The organism is Thermocoleostomius sinensis A174 (assembly GCF_026802175.1).
In the GTDB taxonomy this organism is placed as follows: domain Bacteria; phylum Cyanobacteriota; class Cyanobacteriia; order Elainellales; family Elainellaceae; genus Thermocoleostomius; species Thermocoleostomius sinensis.
In genome coordinates this window covers 784,959-804,605 of the sequence record NZ_CP113797.1, presented here as the reverse complement: position 1 = coordinate 804,605, position 19,647 = coordinate 784,959, and the positions used below count along the sequence as shown (strand labels likewise).

The window sequence follows — 19,647 nt, the reverse complement described above, 5'->3', positions numbered from 1 at the left end:
AAGACAATCGGTAACCCTCAGCCCATGTAGCGGACTGATCTCCTAACAAAGCAGCCATCTGTAGCACTGAACCTACTTAATTTACGGAATCACGGTTCCCGCTCTGCTCACTCATTAACCCGATCGCCCACACAACGAAGCTCCCGCAATCCCACAAAATCTTGCGGCATCCGTCAGCCCACACGGTGCTGCAACGTGAATGTTGACGAATGCAATTCGGTCTAGGTTGAGTTCTTGCCGACCAGGTAAAAACTAGCTGATTCGAGGTGAAGACGTGAACAGATTATCAGCCTTAGAACGACACGGTGTTAATCAGAATGTAAGCTTAGATTAAAGTTGAGTGATATAAGAAATATATATTAGGAAAAGGCGCAGCCAAAACGATCGAACGCTGAATTGATGCTAATTAATCCTCTTTCGGTCTAGCTAGGACTTGCTCCTTCGTTCCACCCCTTCCACGCCTCGCCTTCAGTTATTCTTCAAGCGATTGTTCTAGATATCCAGTTCAAGCGTCCGGTAAGATTGGAAAAGCCGCCACCAGAAGCTTGCCCACGAAGGAAGTTAGAGAGTCTGGATGACAACCACCATTACACTCAATGCCGATCAATTGAATACGCTGGATCTTTCGCCCGTCGAAACAATTTTGAATGAATGGCAACAAGCCGGATCGATCGCCACTCACGAACAAGAAATTCGCTTCGAGCTAGATTATCCTCGCGATGCTACCGATCCGCGAGAGCTTTCCGAAATTCCTGAAATTCGTCTGTGGTTTGTGCGCCTTGATGCTCGCTATCCCTGGCTACCAATCTTACTGAACTGGGAGTCCGGCGAGTTAGCCCGCTACGCCGCCATGTTAGTTCCCCATCAATTTAGCCCGGAAGGCATTCAATTCAACCCAGAGGCGCTGGAAATTTTCATGATGCACAAGGTATTTGTGTTGATGGACTGGATGAAACAGCAAGGGAACCTTCGTTACAGCCAACTCAAATTTATGACCCAGATGTTGGGCTATGAGCTAGACGACGGTTTCTTTGAGTTTTTGGGCGTGTAGTCAATCCTCCCACTTTAACCTTGCCAATATTCTGCTTCACCAATTTGCACCAAAAAGTTGCGTAGTCGCGCTGCATAAAGCTGCTGATAGTCGGTCACATTGTACTGATTAACCACAATTCCAACCGTCTTGTTGTCAGGGTGTGATAGTTGCCATTGTGAGGGTTGTTGCAACACCAATGCCAGTTGATCAAACACTTCGGGGTAATAGTGATTACCGTCATAGGTGTTATCAGTTCGGGTGGTTAGTGCCGAGGGTATGGCAAAGTCATACACTACATCAAAGACGGAGCTAAGCCGATGAATTCCCGCTAGTTGACACTTCATCAACCCTGATGAATAGCTTTTGTTAAAAATGTACCAACCGGAAACTGGAGCTACAAACCCCACAAATCGAGCATCAGGAAAGATTGTCTTTAAAGATTCATAGAAGCGAATTCGCGACAAATCGCATTGCTTTCGTTCATCATCTTTTAACAGCTTGGGTTCATATTTTGGCGCGTTTTCTGATACATGAACCTGAAACATACGATCGTACAACCGAGCAAAGTCATAGCCCCGTATCAGTGTTTTAATGGACAACCACAAACTATCAAAGGAAAAGAAATACGCCTTGTAGCGAGGAATTGGATCAGTAATGGCTGGAAAATCTTTAGGTTTACGTTTTTGGCTTAATTCATCTGGCTCAATTTCTACATAGACAGTTCGCGGTTGAATTCCCTTTTGTTTGGCATACGTGGCATAGGTGACTAGTTCTTCAGCTTTGGCACCACTAAATGAATAATTGAAACAGCGATCGGTTTTAAAGTCATTGACATCCAAAAGGGTGGTTCGGGATGTACCAAAAATTAAGCAATTCCAAGTTGAGGGTGGCTGCTGTAACAGTAAATTTGTTTTGGAAATGCGTTCGTTCCAGGGTGGATTAATACCGGTTAAGCGATTGCCCTGTCCATACCATAACGGATCGATAGCGAGATTGATTAATCCAACCGTGAGTAGAATTAAAATGAGCACTTTAAAGTAGGTTTTTAAGTAGGAAGTAACCAAGCTATACCTCCGCTAATGTTTGCGGCGCTTCATCAAAAAACTCAAAATTCAAAATATAAAAACTCGCTGACTTTAGCGAGATTCAGCAATGCAGTTGCCGTCATTAGAGCCGTAACAATTGCCCAAAATTGAGTTGGTTGCCAGTGCCATGTTTTTTGAAATTGCTGTTGAAAAAAAATCGAAATATTAGATACTTGTTCAGATATGGATGCGTCATAATTCATCCACTGTTGAGTATTGGGCAGAAATCGTACCACGATGAATTGTATGGCTAGCACTGTAAAAATCATTGCAGGTTCTACTTCATTGACATCATCCAACTGCTCAATTTCGATCGACAAATTCGGCAACCAACCCTCAAATTGAAACCCCAAAGTCTGTAAAAGATCTGATTGAAATGATTCGGGTAAAGAGATGCCATTAAAACAGGCCATACTCTTCAGCATTTCCACTGCAATATTCAGATTGGGTGCACGAAAAATTACCCACCCTACAACAACGGCAACAAATGTGATCAACCAATGGCTTGTATGTCGCCATAGAGGGTGTTGTAGCGCTGTCTCTAACTCGGTTGGTTGCAGCGATCGCCACCGATGATTAATTAGCAAATAAACGCCCTGTAGACCACCCCAAATAATAAATGTCCATCCAGCCCCATGCCACAAGCCGCACAGCACCATTGTGATCATTAAGTTAATATAGCGGCGAACGTTGCCTTTGCGACTGCCACCCAAGGGAATGTAGAGATAGTCACGTAAGTAATTCGATAAAGTAATGTGCCAGCGCCGCCAAAAGTCAATTATGCTAGTAGCTTTGTAGGGCGAATTAAAGTTAATTTGTAGTTGTAAATTAAATAGTTTGCCAAGACCGATCGCCATATCAGAATAGCCAGAAAAATCAAAGTAAAGCTGTAAGCTATAGGAAAGTGCCCCAATCCAAGCTTCAATCAGAGTCAACAATTCACCATCGGCTACGGTCGCAAACGTTTGGTTAGCATAAACCGCAACAGTATCCGCAAAAACAATTTTTTTAAATAATCCAATGGCAAAAATGGTTAAGCCGATCGCAAAATTATTCGGTTGAATTTGAAAGATAGATTTATTAGTAAATTGAGAAATAATCTCTTTGTGGTGCAAGAGTGGACCTGCAATCAGTTGAGGGAAAAATGCTACGAATAAGCAATAATCTAGTAAGGTATAGCTAGATGTCACTTCGCCACGATAGCTATCAATTAGATAGGCAATTTGCTGAAAGGTAAAAAACGAGATTCCTAATGGTAAAATAATCTCGCCTAAGTAAAAATTTGTTTGAAGAACTGCATTAGTAGTTTCAGCCAGAAAACTTGCGTATTTGAAATATCCGATTAGCGCTAAGTTTGATCCAATTCCTAGTGCTAATCCAGCTTGTTTCAGGCTTGAGTGAAGCGGCGATCGACTAAGTCCTGCACCAATAGCAAAATTAAATAGAATAGAGCCAATGAGAACAATTAAATTGATGGGATTCCACCAGCTATAGAAAATTAGTGAGGCTGCAAATAACCAAGCGATGGCTAAACGATAATAACCAAATCTGCCAATTTGAAAAAAAAGCAGCAGTGTTGCTGGCAAAAACCAAACAATAAACTCAACCGAGTTAAACAGCATGTTAGTTTCTTCAATTGTCCAAAAATCGCTATTATGTCCAACTCTTTCAAGCAGTTATGCGCCCATCCCGGAATATCGCTTTAATCCTAGCCGCCACAACACTCGATTTAAAAGGGTAAAGAACAAAATCCAACCCAGCATAATCATCAAACTGCGCCAAAAATCGGTCGGTAAGCCCACTAAAAGACTGGCAGGAAAATGAATCATGTAGGGAAATGGTGTCCATTCCACCACTTGACGCACCGCAGGCGGAAAAATTTCCAGCGGAGCTACAATGCCTGACAAAAATAGGTAAAGCAAAAACCAAAACGATTCGATCGCATTAGCCCGTTCCATCCAAAACGCCAGCATCGAGAAGGCATATTGGGTGACAAATCGCAGCACAAATGCCAGGAACACTACCAGCACAAACAACAGCAAACTTGACAGGTTGGGAAACCAGAAAGCATCCGGGTAAAGCCAGAAAAATAGCGCCACCAAAACGAAGGAAAATGGTAGCCGGGCAAACCGTTCAGCAAAGTGAGAAGATAGGTGATGCCAAATTGGATCGAGCGGTTGCAGCAATCGAAAGGACAGTTTCCCTTCCACAACTTCGCGCTCAAAGTCCCAAATCACCCAAACGATCGTAAATTGCCGCACCAAAAACACCGCCAAAAAATAGCGTACAAACTCAAGCGACGATAAGCCAAACTGCCCTCCCTCAGCCGCCTCAACCCAAACCCCCATCAAAATAAATGGCAAACTGCCAGATAACACCCAAAAAAATAACTCGGCCCGATACTCTAACATGTGGGCGTAATACACTGAAATCAGCGTTCCTGACAGACGAACCAGGTGGCGCAGTTGACGTTTCATAGATGTAAATGCTTTGAATGCAAGCCACGACGCTCTATGCTAGCTTAGCTAGATCACATTTGAGAACGGCTCGGTGTTAAACGGTTCTCTCGTCTAAAAGTTGCTCCTTCATCAACAATATCGTTATGTCCTGGACTCCGCTAAGTGATCGCCTATTCCACCTGCCGCTGATTTTAGCCGGGCCCATTCTGCGACGAACCGAGCCAGATGCCGTGACGGTGTGGGTGGCACTGCGACAGGCCTGCGATGTGACACTGGAGGTGTATGCAACGGAAGGAGAAGGCCGATCGATCGACCAGTTGCAGATGCAGGGCAGCCGAGCCACCATTTCCATCGGACAACATCTGCATCTAGTGGCAGTAACCGCCCGAACCACCCAGCAGCGCTTAACGCCCGGACAGGTGTATGTCTATGATCTGAAATTTCAGCGATCGACGGTTGGCAACTCGTCGGAGTCAGAGCCATGGAGCCTACCACAGGCGCTTAATTCTATGGCACTACCCCGCATGTCGGTTAGTTATTTTGACCATCAGCTTCCCAGCTTTTGCCTGCCGCCCGACGATCTGAACTATCTGCGGATTGTGCATGGCTCTTGTCGCAAAGCTCATGGTGGGGCGCGGGATGCTCTACCCATTCTCGATGACTTACTAGAGCAACACTGCACGATCGCTCAAACTAGACCGCACCAACTGTTTCTCACTGGCGATCAGATCTATGGCGATGAAGTCGCTGATCCGTTATTGATGGCGCTGACCGATGCTGGCGATACGCTGCTTGGTTGGCAGGAAGCATTGCCGATCGATCCAGCGTTGCACTCCGGGGTTGCTCCGCTGCTGCCGTGCCACCTACTGCCGGGACAACGGAGCCAAGTTGCCGAAGATATAGGCGGATTCACCGCCGGACTGTATGATCAACCCGAATGTGCTAAAAGCCACTTGTTCGGATTTGGGGAATACTGTGCCACCTATTTGTTTGCTTGGTCGCCGGTGCTGTGGACGGATTTTCCTGGTGCCAACGCCGTGGGTCGATCGTCCAAGGCGGCGAAAACCTGGGAACAAGAGCGCCAAATTATTGAAACATTTGCCCAAACCTTAGGAAAAGTGCGGCGGGCCTTGGCCAATATCGCTACATATATGATCTTCGATGATCATGATGTAACCGATGACTGGTACTTAAACCGAGAATGGTGTTTGCGCGTGCTCGGTAAGTCTTTGGGGCGGCGATCGGTGCAAAACGGCATGTTGGCCTATGCGCTCTTTCAAGGCTGGGGCAACCGTCCAGAAGATTTTGAGGCAGGAGCACGGGGAGAATCATTGCTGCTGGCGGCCCAACGCTGGGCCGCCTCGGAGGGAACCGATCAAGCGGCCGAGACAAACATTGCGCGCTATTTAGGCATTCCTGATCGCGATGCTACCGGAATCCCCCTGTTTCGCCTGGATGGGCAAGTGCTGATTCTCGATCGATCTAAGGAGGCGCTGGAGTGGAACTATGTTGTGCGAGGTCCACGCTATGAGGCGATAGTGCTTGATACTCGAACTTGGCGCGGCTATCCTGCCGATCAGCCCACCAATGCACCGCCTATGTTGCTTAGTCCGACCGCCTTCGATCGCCAGTTACGACAAACTATGCAGTCGTCGAGGCAGCGTCGGCAAACCGAACAATTTCCGCTAGAAGCTACTTTGGTTGTGGCCCCGACCAACTTGGTGAGCCTGGAAGCGATCGATTGGGTACAAACATGGAACCTGAAACAAGGCAAAACCTTTCACAACGATGTGGGAGATGCCTGGAACATCAATAAGCATGCCTTCTCGAAGCTGTTGAATACCCTGTTTGAGCAACGCGATCGAATTATTGTCCTCTCTGGGGATATTCACTATGGCTCGACCGTGTGTCTGCACTATTGGTCTCGTCAACTGGAGAACGATCGGGTGGATTTGTTACAGGCAGATCGAATTCAACCGGATCGATCCGAAAAACCCCACGTTTTGGTGCAACTAACCTCCAGCGCTATCAAAAACGCCGAGCTTAAAACCCGCATTGTACACACAAAAATTAAATCGCTGGTGGCAGAAAAACCGCAGGATTGGGCTGGATGGACACAACCTGTAGAATTGCTCAAAGTCCGATCGTTTCTGGGCTTTCGCTCTACCAAGCCCCTGCCGCCGCCTGCTCATCTCCCCGATGTTCAGCGGTTGCACCGTACTCATGGCAACTTAGCCTGGGATATCGCAGTCCGTCTGCCCCAAGCTTTTCCCGATTGGCGATACCATATCGAATGGAGCAAGCGCCAACCTGCTCAAAGGGTGTCGGTGCGATCGAGCCTGTCAACTCGTCCACCCCAAACTTGGCTACACCGCTTGACACACTGGTTTGTGCAGCACTTTTGGCATAACCGCTGGCTGCAAGAAGGGCGCGAAGTGGTGGGTCTCAACAATATTGGTTTGGTGCAGTTCCACTGGTCGGCGCAGTCTGAAACCTACTTAGTTCATCACGATCTGCATTGGTACGCTCCCTGGGAACCGGGCACAGTCGTTTATAGCCGCTATACTGTTCCGCTGGACCTAGAGCTTCCACCCCCTACCCTGCCCATCGTTCAGCCAATCAGTCAAACAAAGAGAAAGATACCCCCCATTCCTTAGGGGCCAGCCTGCCTTGCTTGCTTCACCATAGCAATTAATGTGTGGTGTGCGTCTTCCGCATCTTGTAAATCATGATCGAAGGCAATGCGCACAGATTTCTGGGCATCGGGTGTTTGCACAGTTAGATCCATCCCCTGGGCATCAATCTTCTGCATTGTGGCGGCAATCGTGTCGGGTTCATTGCCAAACACCTTGGCATACAGGGCGACAGCATCGGCATGATCATCATTCATGTGGCTACAGATCCGATCGCTAATTTCGGGGATAAAGGCGTTCGCCATGATAAATTCCTCTGCTTCTGACTACTAATTGGTTATTACGGAGTTGGAGCACCCTGTAGGTAGAACATCACCAACCGAAATAGGCTATTGCCGATAAACGCAATCAGCAAAAAGAAAATGACAATATTGAGAACATCCCACAGTCGTTGCATAGGTGGAACGGCGGTCCTCTCGGTGATACAACAGCTATTCCACTGTATCAGGCTTGAGCGCACGAAACAGTAGGGGGACAGCTAAGTCATGGACTGTCGCAAGGACTGCTGCGCCGCTTTGGTCAGTTGCTCCAGTGCAGCTATATCAAGCGTTGATCGATCGCGCTCACTCTGTTGCGGTTCACTTAACCACAGCAAATATTCAATATTACCGGCTGGTCCTAATAAGGGCGACCAGGTTAAGCCGTGATAGTCCCAACCCAATGCTTGCGCTGCTTGCAATACCTGATCGATCGCCTCTGCCTGATCGCGGGTTTCACGTACCACACCTTTTTTGCCGACCTTCTCGCGCCCCACTTCAAACTGCGGCTTCACCAGCAAAATCACTTCACGCGGCGGTTGCAGCAAATGCCAAAGGGGCAACAGAACTTTGGTGAGGGAGATAAACGATACATCCACTACACCAAGGTCAGGCAGCGGTCGATTGTCTGCATACAGATCTGCGGGCGTGAGATGGCGTAAGTTTGTGCGCTCCCGCAAAATCAAACGTGCATCTTGACGCAAACTCCAGGCCACTTGCCCATAGCCCACATCAATGCCATATACCAGCTTTGCCCCGGCTTGCAGCAAACAATCGGTGAAGCCACCCGTCGAAATGCCACCGTCCAGACACACCCGATCGCTCACTGGCACATTAAATTCTTGTAGAGCTTTGGCAAGTTTTTCCCCTCCCCTGGAAACATAGGGCGATCGGTGTTTGATCTGAATCTCGGCAACCTCTTCAATTTCGGTTCCAGGTTTATCCACTACCTGTTGATTGACCATGACCTCGCCTGCCCGAATCAACCGCTGGGCCTGCTGGCGAGAGTTGCAGAGTTGCCGTTCTACAAGAAGGGTGTCGAGGCGTTGTTTGGTCAAGGTAGGTAGGGGTGGGGTTAGGGGGTGGGAGTTAAGATAACCGATCGCGCAGCCAAGAAAGGGTTTTTGCAAGTTTCTCTTCGATCCAAACCATCCCGCGATCGAGCCAGTCAAGTAGTTGTTCCAGCGGGTGTTTGACATAAGCAACCAGTTGGACTTCGGCATCAATATCCACCCAGGTGGTAGAAATCCCCGTTTCAGTGGTAGGGGTGTCTGCGGTGGCAAGGTTGGAAGGTTGAGGAGTAAATACCGTAGGAGATAGCACGTCTTCGGACAACGGAGTAACATCTCCAGATGACTTGGTCGATCGCTGGTTTCGAATGGCTGAAGATTTCCGTGTAACGAGCTTATGTTCAGGAGCCGGATGAAACAAATCCCATTCGGATGTAGACGGTGGAGTCGGGCGTTGCTGAAACAGGCTCTCCCATGTTAGCCAAGGTTGAGGGACGGAAGGTGAGATCGAAGGGGCCGCTGGGGCAGACGCTTGACTGGAGGAAAGCTGCCTAGAAGCTGAAGAGGATGGAATAGCCGATTGATCGAGCACCCCATCAAAAGCTTGATTCAAACGAAGCCACGGACGATCTGCCGATCGCAAGGAGTATTGGGCAGTTGGTAGGTGGGCGATTGCCTCTGTTTTTGCGGCATGCAATAGGGCCAGGTGCGATTCCTGAAATAGATTGGTGGCAATTGCAATCGGAGTTGTCTGCATCCAAGCCATCAAGCGATAGAAGGCCCGAATTGGCAAAAAGGCATTGGGACGGTCGGCAGGCAGCGGTAGAAAGTTGAACGATCGAGCAGACTGAAGCGATCGGCGCTGTTGGTGATAGGTCACGAGTTCAGCCACCATGCGTTGTTGCAAGTGGCGTTGTTGTTCAGGGGTCAAAATGTCCAAAATACGGTTTTCAATTGTGACAAGCACCAACGAGCGGGTATCGATTGAAGAAGCCACACCATGAATCTGCAAGCGTTGAACGGATAAATGGGATGGGTTTGAATGAGCAATAGCATGAAGGGCAGCGCTAGGACGGTGTTCGATCGCGCCCTCTGCTGATTCACTAGCACATAACTGAGTCGCAATTGAGGTAGCAGGTAGGGATTGAATCACCGCATCGATCGCCTGAAGTGTATTTTGAATCGGTCCATCCGAGGTGAATGCGAATGGTGCGTCGTGAGAAGCTGATGTGGGAACTGGAGACGACGGCTTAGCGGATTGTAGCTGAGGAATCACTCGTTGCACTGCTTGCCCCATCTGACGACTCACCAATCGCGTAGTTTGAAACGCTGCATAGATGGGATACAGCAAAATCTGTGCTCCCCATGCCGCCGTAATCTTCATCTGCCGCCATGCTTGACCTGTTTTGTCTCGAAACCGCAATGATTGCTGCGAGACAAAGCTCAGAAATCGACTTTGAAAGCGTCCAGTAGGCATGGCAGGAGGGGGGTAAGAAAGGCTAGAGGCTGAAGGCGAAACGCGAAACTTGACAACAGTAGGGTGAAGTGAAGGACGGGTGGACAAGCTCAGTAACAAAATACAAACTTTTTTATCCTTTATCTTTTATCCTTCATCTTTCGTCCGACGTGGGGCAAGTTGGGTATAACAAACCCAGTGCTGCTCTGATCTTATCGAGGAATATGACGAACTTTGCCACTTCTGCTGCGTTGAAAAATCCGTCTGCGGGCGATCGGATCTCCGCCACAATTCATCGATTGCGGCAGTTAACTCAATTGGATGTTCAGGCTGGTTGGCGATCGCATTTAGGAGATTTACCAGTTGCTCAAGCAACACAGTCTACGACGTGGCAACGCTGGGCAACGGTGACACGCAACGATCGCGGTCATGTCACGTGGGTCAAAGGTCGTAAGGTGTTGTGGCTGGGACAGCGGATTGTCGTACCGCATAATTTGCAAGGCTATTATCTGCAAGGGTTGACGCTGCGACTGGGGCTGACGTGGTGGGCAGAGAACGCACAAATTTATGTCAACGGCAAACTGGTACAGGAAGGCGACTTGTTTGATGCGGTGACGCGCATTCTGCTGAGTGCATCGGTAAACATTCAAGATGCAATCGAGGTGGCAATTCGTTTGGTGAGTCCGGGACACGATAATGGGGCACTGGTGCGATCGATCTGTTTCTATGAACGCCCCAATCAGAGCTTGAATCCACCAGAACCGAGCTTTGTTGCCGATGAGCTAGCGGTATTGCAGGACTATCTCACAACCTTCGCTCCCGACAAACTAGCCAGTGTGGCAACGGCAACCGAAACGTTGCCTTGGTCGGTACTGACCGTCACCGATCGTGCCAGTTTCGATCGAGGTTTGACGGCACTGCGGCAACAACTTCAACCGCTCAGCAGTTTACTCAAACACCGGAAAATTCAGCTATTGGGACATGCTCACCTGGATTTGGCCTGGCTGTGGCCCGTCAGTGAAACCTGGCAAGTGGCAGAACGTACATTTCAGTCGGTGCTCCAGCTTCAGCAAGAATTTCCTGAATTAATCTTTGGACACTCAACCCCTGCACTTTATGCCTGGATTGAAAATAACCGTCCAGAGCTATTTGCAGCCATCAAAAACCAGATAGTCGCCGGGCAATGGGAGGTGATCGCGGGACTGTGGATCGAGCCGGAACTGAATCTCGTCAACGGAGAATCGCTGGCGCGGCAAGTGCTGTATGGGCAACGCTATGTAAAAGAGAAGTTTGGTCAAGTGAGCATCATTGCCTGGTTGCCTGATACGTTTGGCTTCTGCTGGCAGTTTCCCCAAATTCTTCAGCAAGGTGACGTGGAATACTTTGTGACGCAAAAGCTGCGCTGGAATGACACCACCCAATTTCCCCATGATCTATTTTGGTGGCAAGGATTGGATGGCACAAAGATTCTCAGCCTCAACTCGGCTCCGATCGGCGAAGGCATTGATCCAATAAAAATGGCAACCTATGCCCGCACGTGGGAGACCAAAACCAAGCAACAAACGGCTTTCTGGCTGCCAGGCGTAGGTGATCATGGCGGCGGCCCTACCCGCGATATGTTAGAAATGGCGCGGCGGTGGCAACAGTCTCCCTTCTTTCCGCAACTGGAATTTACCACCGCCCAAACCTTTCTCGACGAAATCAAGACCCGGTCAACCTCTAACCCCCAACCCTCAATTCCCAATCTCCCCACTTGGAACAACGAACTTTACCTAGAATTCCATCGCGGCTGCTACACCACTCATGCGGACCAAAAATGGTGGAATCGTCGCTGTGAGGATGTGCTCTACGAAGCGGAATTGTTTGCGTCGCTAACCACGCTGCTGCTGAATCAGCCCTATCCGCAAGCAGCGATCGAAACGGCTTGGAAACAAGTGCTGTTCAATCACTTCCATGATATTTTGCCAGGCTCGTCCATTCCGGAGGTGTTTATAGATGCTAACTGGGATTGGGAAACGGCGGCCCAAACCGGTAAAACTATTCGCGATCGAGCATTACACTCCTTGGCGCAACAAATTCAGTTTCCCCCGCCTCCCCACACCAATGCTCGAACGATCGTGGTATTCAACCAACTGAACTGGACTCGATCGGAAGTGGTGACGGTTTCAGTAGAACAATCCGGTTTTGCGGAACAGAAATGTTACTGGCAGATCTGCGATTTAAACGGACGACCGATCGACTCACAGCTTGAGTTTGAAAACCGTAACGGCAGCTATTTCTGGCATTTGTCTTTCTTGGCTGAAAATATTCCCGGCGTTGGCTATCGCAGCTTCTGGCTCTGTCCTGAGAAAGAGGGGCGATCGGTGACAAAACCCTGGCCAACGAATGTTTTTGTTTTAGAGAACGAGTTTTTGCAAGTCACGGTTGATCCAACAACGGGCAATTTATCTCGCCTGTTCGATCGTGTCCACAAGCGCGACATGCTCAGCCGTCCTGGTAATCAACTACAGGCATTTCGCGACAGCGGACAATACTGGGATGCCTGGAATATTGATCCGAAATATGCACAATATCCCTTGCCTGCACCGCAACTAATCAGTATTCAGTACGAAGCAAAGGGGGCGATCATGACTCGCATTCGCGTTGTGCGCAAACTAGGGCAATCTACATTTCATCAAGTTTATGTATTAGACAAAGGCGCTCGCGTCCTGAAAATTCAAACGCAGGTAGATTGGCAAGAACGGCACGTGCTGGTCAAAGCGGCGTTTCCCCTGAATATGGATGCAGCGACTGCCACCTACGACATTCCCTTTGGCGCCATTCAGCGATCGACCCGTCCCCAAACTGCGCACGAAAAAGCCAAGTGGGAAGTGCCAGCACTACGTTGGGCTGATCTCAGCGACACGGCCAGCAACAATTCCTACGGATTCAGCGTGCTCAGCGACGGCAAACATGGCTATGACTGCCAACCGCATCAAATTCGCCTGACGCTCCTGCGCAGCCCTGCCTGGCCCGACCCCAACGCCGATCGCGGCCTACACCAATTCACGTATGCGGTCTATCCACACGATCGCAATTGGCAAACTGCCCACACACTCCGACGCGGCTATGAACTGAATCAACCCTTGCGAATTGTGCAAACACAACCGACCGCATCGCTTCCCACTCCCCATTCTCCACTCCCTAGTAGCGGGCAATTCGTGAACTTATCTGCCAATAACCTTGTGCTTTCGGCCTTCAAGCGATCAGAAGAATCGCCAGATCAATGGATAATCCGCTGCTACGAAAGCCACGGACAGTCCGCCACCATTGACTGGTCAAGTGGGTTCAGCCCCATTCTGGGTCAACGGCTCAACGTTAAGGCTGTGAAGTCGGCTAATTTACTAGAGCGCCCAACTACTCAAGCGCCTAGCCCGATCGCACCCTGGAGAATTGCCACCTTTCTAATGAGTGAATTGTAATGCTGCTGTAGGGTGGGCACTGCCCACCTTCTCTACCAAGTTGGTCTAGGCAGCCGATAGTCCGTAAGCAGACATCCGCATAATGTCACGGGTGGTAAAGCCAATATTGCTAAGCGCCTCGCCGTAGCTAATCATGAAATCTTCCACTAACGCTTCTTTTTCCATGCCTAACACTTCTGCATCTGCGGCCACATCATTCAGCATCCGCCAAACCAGGGGTAGATTTTGCTTGTTAGCTTCCTCCAGTTCTGCTTTGGAAGCCTCAAAATTCGCCTTTAACCACTCTTCCCCAAAGTTGAGGTGCATGTATTCGTCTTTCACCACGCCTTCAGTGATTTTGCGAGCGAAGTCATCTGCTACAGGAATATAAATGTTGTACGCCGAAATGGCAAAGCACTCAATAATCAGTGATTGAATCAATAGACAGGTGACAACCCGACCTTCGGCAGCGGCTTCCTGAAAGTTGCGGTGCAAATCAGCAAAGAATTTTTGAGCAAAGTCCATATCGGCGGTCACTTGCAGGTTTTTGCCACAAGCTTGGAACCCTTTCTTGTGGCGACTCTCCATCTTCGCCAAGCTGATTAATTGTTCTTTCGAGTCTGGCAGCAGTTCAGCCAGTCGATTGTAGTTTGCAAATGCTTCTTGCTCGCCCTCAATGACGATCGCGTTGATGCGGCTGTAGGCATCTTTGTATGCTTCGCTGTGAAAATCAATCTCTGGGCTGATGTCAAGCTGCTGCATAATTTCCGTTGTCTCCTCATTGCTACAACTAGCTAATGTTTGTCTGACCTCACAACTAAGGTCAATTTCCTGGTTACGATAGCCAAAAATCTGTTCAGATCTCACCCTACCGGGAGGGGGTGGGAATTTACAATAAGACCCAGGAAATAAATTGGAACTTTGTCTACTATAGACGATTCGTTCCGCTCTCCTGATTTATCAATGAAACACAATACATAGATTTAATTCTATGATGAGTTTACTTTCTATTGGTTGAAGGCTATAAGACAGCGATGACTTCCAGTGAAACCGATCGCCTGCTCACAGACGTTACTCATTCCACTACTTTGCAGCCTTCATCCGTTATGAGGCAAGCCAGCACTTGGCTAGTCTTCATCCTGCTGGCTCTGGGGGCAATACTCGTGCTATATCCCTTGGCGGTGGTGCTGCGAGCGTCGCTGACCCCGGCTGACGTGCTTTCAAATATCGGAGCCATGAACACAGGTTGGACATTGGCCAATTATCAAGAAGCCTGGCGGCAAGGAAATTTTTTGCTGGCGTTTGCCAACTCAACAATCGTGGCGTTAGCGGTGACAGCATTTCAAATTATCACCTCGGCACTGGCCGGCTATGCTTTAGCCCGACTGTCATTTCGAGGGCGACAAGCCATTTTGCTGATTGTTTTGGCGACGCTGGTGATTCCGTTTCAAATTCTAGTAATTCCCATTTTTCTTGTTCTAAAATGGGGGCATTTAATTAACACCTACTGGGCCCTAATTTTGCCCACTGCCGCTAACGGATTTGGCATCTTTCTGATGCGGCAGTATTTTCAAACCATTCCCGTTGAGTTAGAGGAAGCTGCGGCTCTAGACGGAGCCAATCGTGTTCAAATCCTGTGGCGAATTGTATTACCGTTGGCCCGTCCGGCCTTGGTAACGCTATTTCTGTTTGCCTTCATTGGTGAATGGAACGATTTGTTCAAGCCGCTCGTTTTCACTACCCGTCCAGAACTGCGAACTGTACAGTTGGCCCTAGCAGAATTTCAAGAGCAATTCACTAACCGCTGGGCCGTGTTGATGGCTGCCGTTATCATCGCCACCATTCCCGTTGTGCTGCTGTTTTTGGTCAGCCAGCGACAGTTTCTACGTGGCATGGCTGCAACCGGATTAAAGAACTAACAAGCCTACATTTAAAGCTCACATTAGCCTTTCAAAGTATTGCTGCCGATCGGGCGGCTTGTTCCATCAGTAAGTTGTGGGTACTGCGTTCGGGTTCATCCTTGCCAGGTTGCCGCTGTACATAGGTTCCATCTGCTTGCAGTTCCCAAGCTTGGCGATTATCGCTCAGCATCAGGTCCAACAAATCCTTCAATTGTTTAGCGAGTTCGGGATCTTCGATGGGCGTCACAGCCTCCACCCGGCGATCGAGATTGCGCGGCATCCAATCAGCGCTCCCAATGTACACCCTTTCGTCACCATCGTTGTAGAAATAGAAAATCCGCGAGTGTTCAAGATAGCGACCAATGATACTAATCACACGAATATTGTCGCTAACCCCCTTTACACCTGCTCTTAAACAGCAAATACCTCGCACAATTAAATCAATTTTTACGCCCGCTTGTGACGCTTCATACAGAGTAGTAATGATTTGTGGATCGACCAAGGAATTCATTTTGGCAATCAAATGTCCCGGCTTGCCCTGCTGAACGTGCTTTACCTCTTGCTGAATCATCTCAATCATGCGATCGCGCATACTGATTGGTGAAACCAACAGCTTATGATAAGCATGTTCTTCGGCATAGCCCGTCAGAAAATTAAATAACTGAGTGAGATCGGCTCCCAACTCGTCACGGCAACTAAACAGCCCCAAATCGGTGTAAAGCTTGGCAGTTTTAGGATTGTAATTGCCTGTTCCGACATGAACATAGCGCCGTAGGTCTTCGCCTTCTTGCCGTACCACTAACACAATTTTGGTATGAGTTTTCAGCCCCACGAAGCCATAAACTACGTGAACTCCTGCCTCTTCCAGCTTTTGGGCCCATTGAATATTGCTCTCTTCGTCAAACCGCGCCTTGATTTCTACCAACGCCACCACTTGCTTCTCGTTTTCAGCCGCTCGAATCAGAGCTTGAATAATCGGTGAATCTCCAGAGGTGCGGTACAGCGTCATTTTAATAGCTTGCACGTTCGGATCATCGGCAGCTTGGCGAATGAAAAATTGCACTGAATCCGTGAACGACTCGTAGGGATGGTGTACCAAGATGTCGCCCTGTCGAATGATGGAAAAGCAATCTTCCACATCGCTGGTATCCAGTAAGCTACTGACTTTTTCTGCTTCTACGGCCCGTTGAAAGCGCGGCGGCACCACCGGAGTCCACGGTGGGTCTTTCAGGTCAGGTAGGGGCATCGATCCGAAGAAAAACAAATCTTTCAGGTTCAATAAGCCATCAATGTTGTAAACATCTTGCTCGCTCAGCTTTAACCCTTCTACCAGCTTCTCGCGCACAAATTCGGATGCCGACGCCTGAATTTCCAACCGCACGGCATCCCCTTTAAAGCGTCGTTTCGGTAGTTCTTGAGAGATCGCCACCAGTAGATCGTCGGCGCCATCTTCTTGGGCTGGAAAGTCGGCATCGCGGGTGACTCGAAACACACTGGATTCTAAAATCTCCATGCCCCGAAATAGCGACGAAAGATTATGCGCCACAATTTGCTCTAGAGGGACACCCATCCAGACGATCGCCTGTCCTTGAGGGTATAGGTCTGGTGGCAGAGCGATAAAGCGAGGTAGCAGATTGGGAATTTTTACCCGAGCAAACAGGGTTTGACCCGTCCGAGGTCGCTTCAGCGCTACAGCTAAATTGAGGCTGAGATTGGACATCAGCGGAAACGGTCGCCCTGGATCGACTCCCAGTGGCGTTAAAACTGGAAAAATTCGCTTCTGAAAGAAAGTTTGCAGATAGGTGCGCTGTTCCTTGTTGAGATCACTGTAACTTAATAGATGCACCCCCACAGTTTTGAGCTTAGGGCGCAGTTCTTGTTCAAAGTGCTGATGTTGTTGGGCAATCAGGGGACTTAATCGCTCCACAATCGCCGTCATTTGTTCCTGTGGAGAAAGCCGATCGGGGGCAAGCTTGACTTCTAAAGCATCGATTTGATCTTTTAGAATCGCCACCCGGATCATGAAGAACTCATCCAAGTTAGAGCTAAAAATCGCTAAAAACTTCAGCCGCTCTAGTAACAGCGTACGCTCATCAAACGCCTCATGCAAAACTCGGTAGTTGAAATCTAGCCAACTCAGTTCGCGATTGACGTAATATTCTCTGCTCGTTAAGTCAATGGTGGGGGATTGTTTCTTCACATCCGGCATGGTGCTGTTGTCTAGTCTGATTCGCTCACCTGCTAGCTTGACCTCAACGATCGGTCGCAAGTGCAGCGATCGACGGTGCCATCCAAGCAGTATCGTTCATCCTAGATCCTCCCAGAAAAAGATGAAGATTTAGTGTTGCCCCCAACACGTTTCCTAGATCTTTGGAATGGGTTTGTAAAGCAAACGTAACATCTTCGTCAAAAGTAAGTTCTGTGGCCTTGATCTTGCTGAAGCGATCGTGGTTCGTACCGGAATCTGTTGTGTAGGAATCGTATTTATACGGAGTCTTTATTGAAGAATCAAGCAGCGTTTGGGCAAGAGTGTAAAGTATGCTTTCAGTCTATTCCGGGATCTCAATAGGATTGGGAATAATATGAACAGCGGTTAGGGGATGCAGCCTCTAAACCCGGTTCACCACTACTCCACCTTGGCAATCTGGAGATTTGTCTAAGAAATCGAGTTCTATTCCTTGATTACGCTAAAACGGGGAATGCACAACAGCTACTTTCCTACGGGATAGCCTAGCTTCCGTCTGGTAGCAGCTTTGCGCATACCTCTAAAATCTCCTCACTGATTTTTCCCTTGATCCTTTCCATCAGCGGTGCTTCCCTGTGAATCGGGCTACAGTTGAGTCGCCCACACGCTTCTTGCTGTGCTTGAGCGGCGATGCAAAAAGTCGCAGTTTCGCCTATCGCTCGATCCCGTTTTCTAGATCTTCCACTTAAGTCCCTGGGTTACTGCTAACTATGAATCGAACGGTCTCCCTCTCCCCTCTGCTGCGCAGACTTCTGTACAGCGGAGCCATTGCCGCAACCGCCACTTTGTCGTTTTTAGGGTCGTCCCTTGGTTCTACAGCACAGGCAACATTTCACAACAGTCCGAAAGCGATTCTAGATGAGGCTTGGCAAATTGTTTATCGCGAATATGTTGATTCCAGCTTTAACCAAGTCAATTGGATGACGGTTCGTCAGGAGCTTTTGAGCCAAGACTACAGTTCAATGGAGCACGCCTACACAGCCCTCCGCCAAGCCTTGGAACAATTAGAAGATCCATACACTCGATTTCTTGACCCAAAGCAGTTTCAAGCCCTTACCAATCAAACCAGTGGTGAGCTTTCAGGGATTGGGATTCGCCTCAAACGGGATGAAGCAACCCAAACCTTAGTGGTCGTTGAGCCAATCGCCAACTCACCCGCTAGTCAGGCCGGAATTCAACCAGGCGATCGCATTGTGGCCATTGACGGCAGAATTACGCGAGGCATGACAGTTGAAGAGGCGTCTCGCCTAATTCAAGGTGAAGCGGGAACGCCAATTACGCTGCGGGTCGATCGAGATGGGAGAGGAGCGGTGACATTACCGCTTACCCGAGCACGCATTGAAGTGCCCAATGTTTCGTACTCGCTGCGAGCCGAAAGCACCCACGAAATTGGCTACATTCGTTTAACCGAGTTCAGTAGTCATGCTCCTGAACAGATGCGGCAAGCGATTCAGACCCTCCTCGATCAAGGAGCAGATGGCTTTGTGCTAGATCTACGTGGCAATCCGGGCGGACTGTTGCAAGCCAGTATCGATATTTCGCGCATGTGGCTGGAAGAAGGAGCTATTGTGCGAACGGTTAACCGCAGCGGCAACAGTCACGAAATTACGGCGAACCACACCGCATTAACTGAATTGCCCTTGGCGGTTTTAGTGGACGGTCATTCGGCTAGCTCTAGTGAAATTTTGACCGGAGCGTTGATGGATAATCAGCGGGCGATCGTGGTGGGCAACCGCACCTTCGGTAAAGCGTTAGTGCAATCTGTGCATTCTTTATCGGACGGCTCGGGACTGGCAGTGACGGTGGCCCATTACTACACCCCTCGGGGCACTGATATTAGTCATCGTGGCATTGCACCTGATATTCAAGTCAATTTAACCAACCAGCAGCGGCAAACGCTATCGGCCGATCGGAGCTTAATTGGTACGCCAGATGACCCCTATTATCAAGAGGCGGTCAGTGCTCTACAACCTGCAATCGCTCGTCAGATTGTGCCTCCCACCAATCCATTTGTGCAGCTTGCCGAACAAGAATCTCCTTCTCGGCAAAACTAGTACTGATCTAAATA

General features: G+C 49.0%; 13 protein-coding genes. 5 read left to right on the top strand and 8 right to left on the bottom strand.

Annotated elements, in window-relative coordinates:
• The first annotated feature begins 574 nt into the window (after positions 1-574).
• Positions 575-1,051 (top strand): CRR6 family NdhI maturation factor, encoded by a 477-nt coding sequence (locus OXH18_RS03420; protein ID WP_268611019.1) that lies wholly within the window; start codon positions 575-577, stop codon positions 1,049-1,051.
• 14 nt (positions 1,052-1,065) lie between these two features.
• Here the strand turns inward: OXH18_RS03420 and OXH18_RS03415 are convergent, their stop codons facing one another.
• From OXH18_RS03415 to OXH18_RS03405, 3 genes are read right to left on the bottom strand one after another with little or no spacing between them, the layout of a single operon-like run.
• Entirely contained in the window at positions 1,066-2,097 is a 1,032-nt protein-coding gene (locus OXH18_RS03415; RefSeq protein WP_268611018.1) for a hypothetical protein, read from the bottom strand.
• Between the two features lie 41 nt (positions 2,098-2,138).
• Positions 2,139-3,740 (bottom strand): MBOAT family O-acyltransferase, encoded by a 1,602-nt coding sequence (locus OXH18_RS03410; protein WP_268611017.1) that lies wholly within the window; start codon positions 3,738-3,740, stop codon positions 2,139-2,141.
• Positions 3,741-3,794: 54 nt separating this feature from the next.
• Positions 3,795-4,595, bottom strand: coding sequence for an ABC transporter permease (locus OXH18_RS03405; RefSeq protein ID WP_268611016.1), 801 nt, complete (start codon positions 4,593-4,595; stop codon positions 3,795-3,797).
• 125 nt (positions 4,596-4,720) lie between these two features.
• On the opposite strand from OXH18_RS03405, the gene OXH18_RS03400 reads away from it, so the two are divergent.
• Positions 4,721-7,234, top strand: coding sequence for a metallophosphoesterase family protein (locus OXH18_RS03400; protein WP_268611015.1), 2,514 nt, complete (start codon positions 4,721-4,723; stop codon positions 7,232-7,234).
• Here the strand turns inward: OXH18_RS03400 and OXH18_RS03395 are convergent.
• The 3 genes from OXH18_RS03395 to OXH18_RS03385 all read right to left on the bottom strand — a co-directional run bounded on the left by OXH18_RS03395 (position 7,231) and on the right by OXH18_RS03385 (position 10,014).
• Positions 7,231-7,515 carry a DUF2470 domain-containing protein gene (locus OXH18_RS03395; RefSeq protein WP_268611014.1) on the bottom strand — a complete coding sequence of 95 codons (285 nt, stop codon included), beginning with the start codon at positions 7,513-7,515 and terminating at the stop codon, positions 7,231-7,233. The two genes, OXH18_RS03400 and OXH18_RS03395, sit on opposite strands and share 4 nt — an antisense overlap.
• Positions 7,516-7,748: 233 nt before the next feature.
• Positions 7,749-8,585, bottom strand: coding sequence for a TlyA family RNA methyltransferase (locus OXH18_RS03390; RefSeq protein ID WP_268611013.1), 837 nt, complete (start codon positions 8,583-8,585; stop codon positions 7,749-7,751).
• A 31-nt stretch (positions 8,586-8,616) separates the two neighbouring features.
• Complete coding sequence (locus OXH18_RS03385) at positions 8,617-10,014, bottom strand: hypothetical protein (protein ID WP_268611012.1); 1,398 nt, start codon at positions 10,012-10,014, stop codon at positions 8,617-8,619.
• 203 nt (positions 10,015-10,217) lie between these two features.
• Between OXH18_RS03385 and OXH18_RS03380 the strand changes: the two genes are divergently transcribed.
• A complete protein-coding gene (locus tag OXH18_RS03380; RefSeq protein WP_268611011.1) occupies positions 10,218-13,454 on the top strand; it encodes an alpha-mannosidase in 3,237 nt (1,078 codons plus the stop codon).
• A 45-nt stretch (positions 13,455-13,499) separates the two neighbouring features.
• On the opposite strand, the gene OXH18_RS03375 is transcribed toward OXH18_RS03380, so the two are convergent.
• Positions 13,500-14,195 carry an aldehyde oxygenase (deformylating) gene (locus tag OXH18_RS03375; RefSeq protein WP_268613118.1) on the bottom strand — a complete coding sequence of 232 codons (696 nt, stop codon included), beginning with the start codon at positions 14,193-14,195 and terminating at the stop codon, positions 13,500-13,502.
• Positions 14,196-14,539: 344 nt separating this feature from the next.
• On the opposite strand from OXH18_RS03375, the gene OXH18_RS03370 reads away from it, so the two are divergent.
• Positions 14,540-15,352, top strand: a complete 813-nt coding sequence (locus tag OXH18_RS03370) for a carbohydrate ABC transporter permease (protein ID WP_315874660.1) — start codon at positions 14,540-14,542, stop codon at positions 15,350-15,352.
• Between the two features lie 31 nt (positions 15,353-15,383).
• Here OXH18_RS03370 and ppk1 read toward each other — a convergent pair whose 3' ends face one another.
• Positions 15,384-17,543 carry a polyphosphate kinase 1 gene (ppk1, locus tag OXH18_RS03365; protein ID WP_268613117.1) on the bottom strand — a complete coding sequence of 720 codons (2,160 nt, stop codon included), beginning with the start codon at positions 17,541-17,543 and terminating at the stop codon, positions 15,384-15,386.
• Positions 17,544-18,289: 746 nt separating this feature from the next.
• Here ppk1 and ctpB point away from each other — a divergent pair.
• Positions 18,290-19,633, top strand: coding sequence for a carboxyl-terminal processing protease CtpB (gene ctpB, locus OXH18_RS03360; protein WP_268611009.1), 1,344 nt, complete (start codon positions 18,290-18,292; stop codon positions 19,631-19,633).
• Positions 19,634-19,647 lie beyond the last annotated feature (14 nt).

Excerpts from the sequence above, each read along its gene's own strand:
- OXH18_RS03420 (WP_268611019.1), top strand. The coding sequence starts at position 575 with ATGACAACCACCATTACACTCAATGCCGATCAATTGAATACGCTGGAT.
- OXH18_RS03410 (WP_268611017.1), bottom strand. The coding sequence starts at position 3,740 with ATGCTGTTTAACTCGGTTGAGTTTATTGTTTGGTTTTTGCCAGCAACA.
- OXH18_RS03405 (WP_268611016.1), bottom strand. The coding sequence starts at position 4,595 with ATGAAACGTCAACTGCGCCACCTGGTTCGTCTGTCAGGAACGCTGATT.
- OXH18_RS03400 (WP_268611015.1), top strand. The coding sequence starts at position 4,721 with ATGTCCTGGACTCCGCTAAGTGATCGCCTATTCCACCTGCCGCTGATT.
- OXH18_RS03395 (WP_268611014.1), bottom strand. The coding sequence starts at position 7,515 with ATGGCGAACGCCTTTATCCCCGAAATTAGCGATCGGATCTGTAGCCAC.
- OXH18_RS03385 (WP_268611012.1), bottom strand. The coding sequence starts at position 10,014 with ATGCCTACTGGACGCTTTCAAAGTCGATTTCTGAGCTTTGTCTCGCAG.
- OXH18_RS03380 (WP_268611011.1), top strand. The coding sequence starts at position 10,218 with ATGACGAACTTTGCCACTTCTGCTGCGTTGAAAAATCCGTCTGCGGGC.
- OXH18_RS03375 (WP_268613118.1), bottom strand. The coding sequence starts at position 14,195 with ATGCAGCAGCTTGACATCAGCCCAGAGATTGATTTTCACAGCGAAGCA.
- OXH18_RS03370 (WP_315874660.1), top strand. The coding sequence starts at position 14,540 with ATGAGGCAAGCCAGCACTTGGCTAGTCTTCATCCTGCTGGCTCTGGGG.
- ppk1 (WP_268613117.1), bottom strand. The coding sequence starts at position 17,543 with ATGCCGGATGTGAAGAAACAATCCCCCACCATTGACTTAACGAGCAGA.
- ctpB (WP_268611009.1), top strand. The coding sequence starts at position 18,290 with ATGAATCGAACGGTCTCCCTCTCCCCTCTGCTGCGCAGACTTCTGTAC.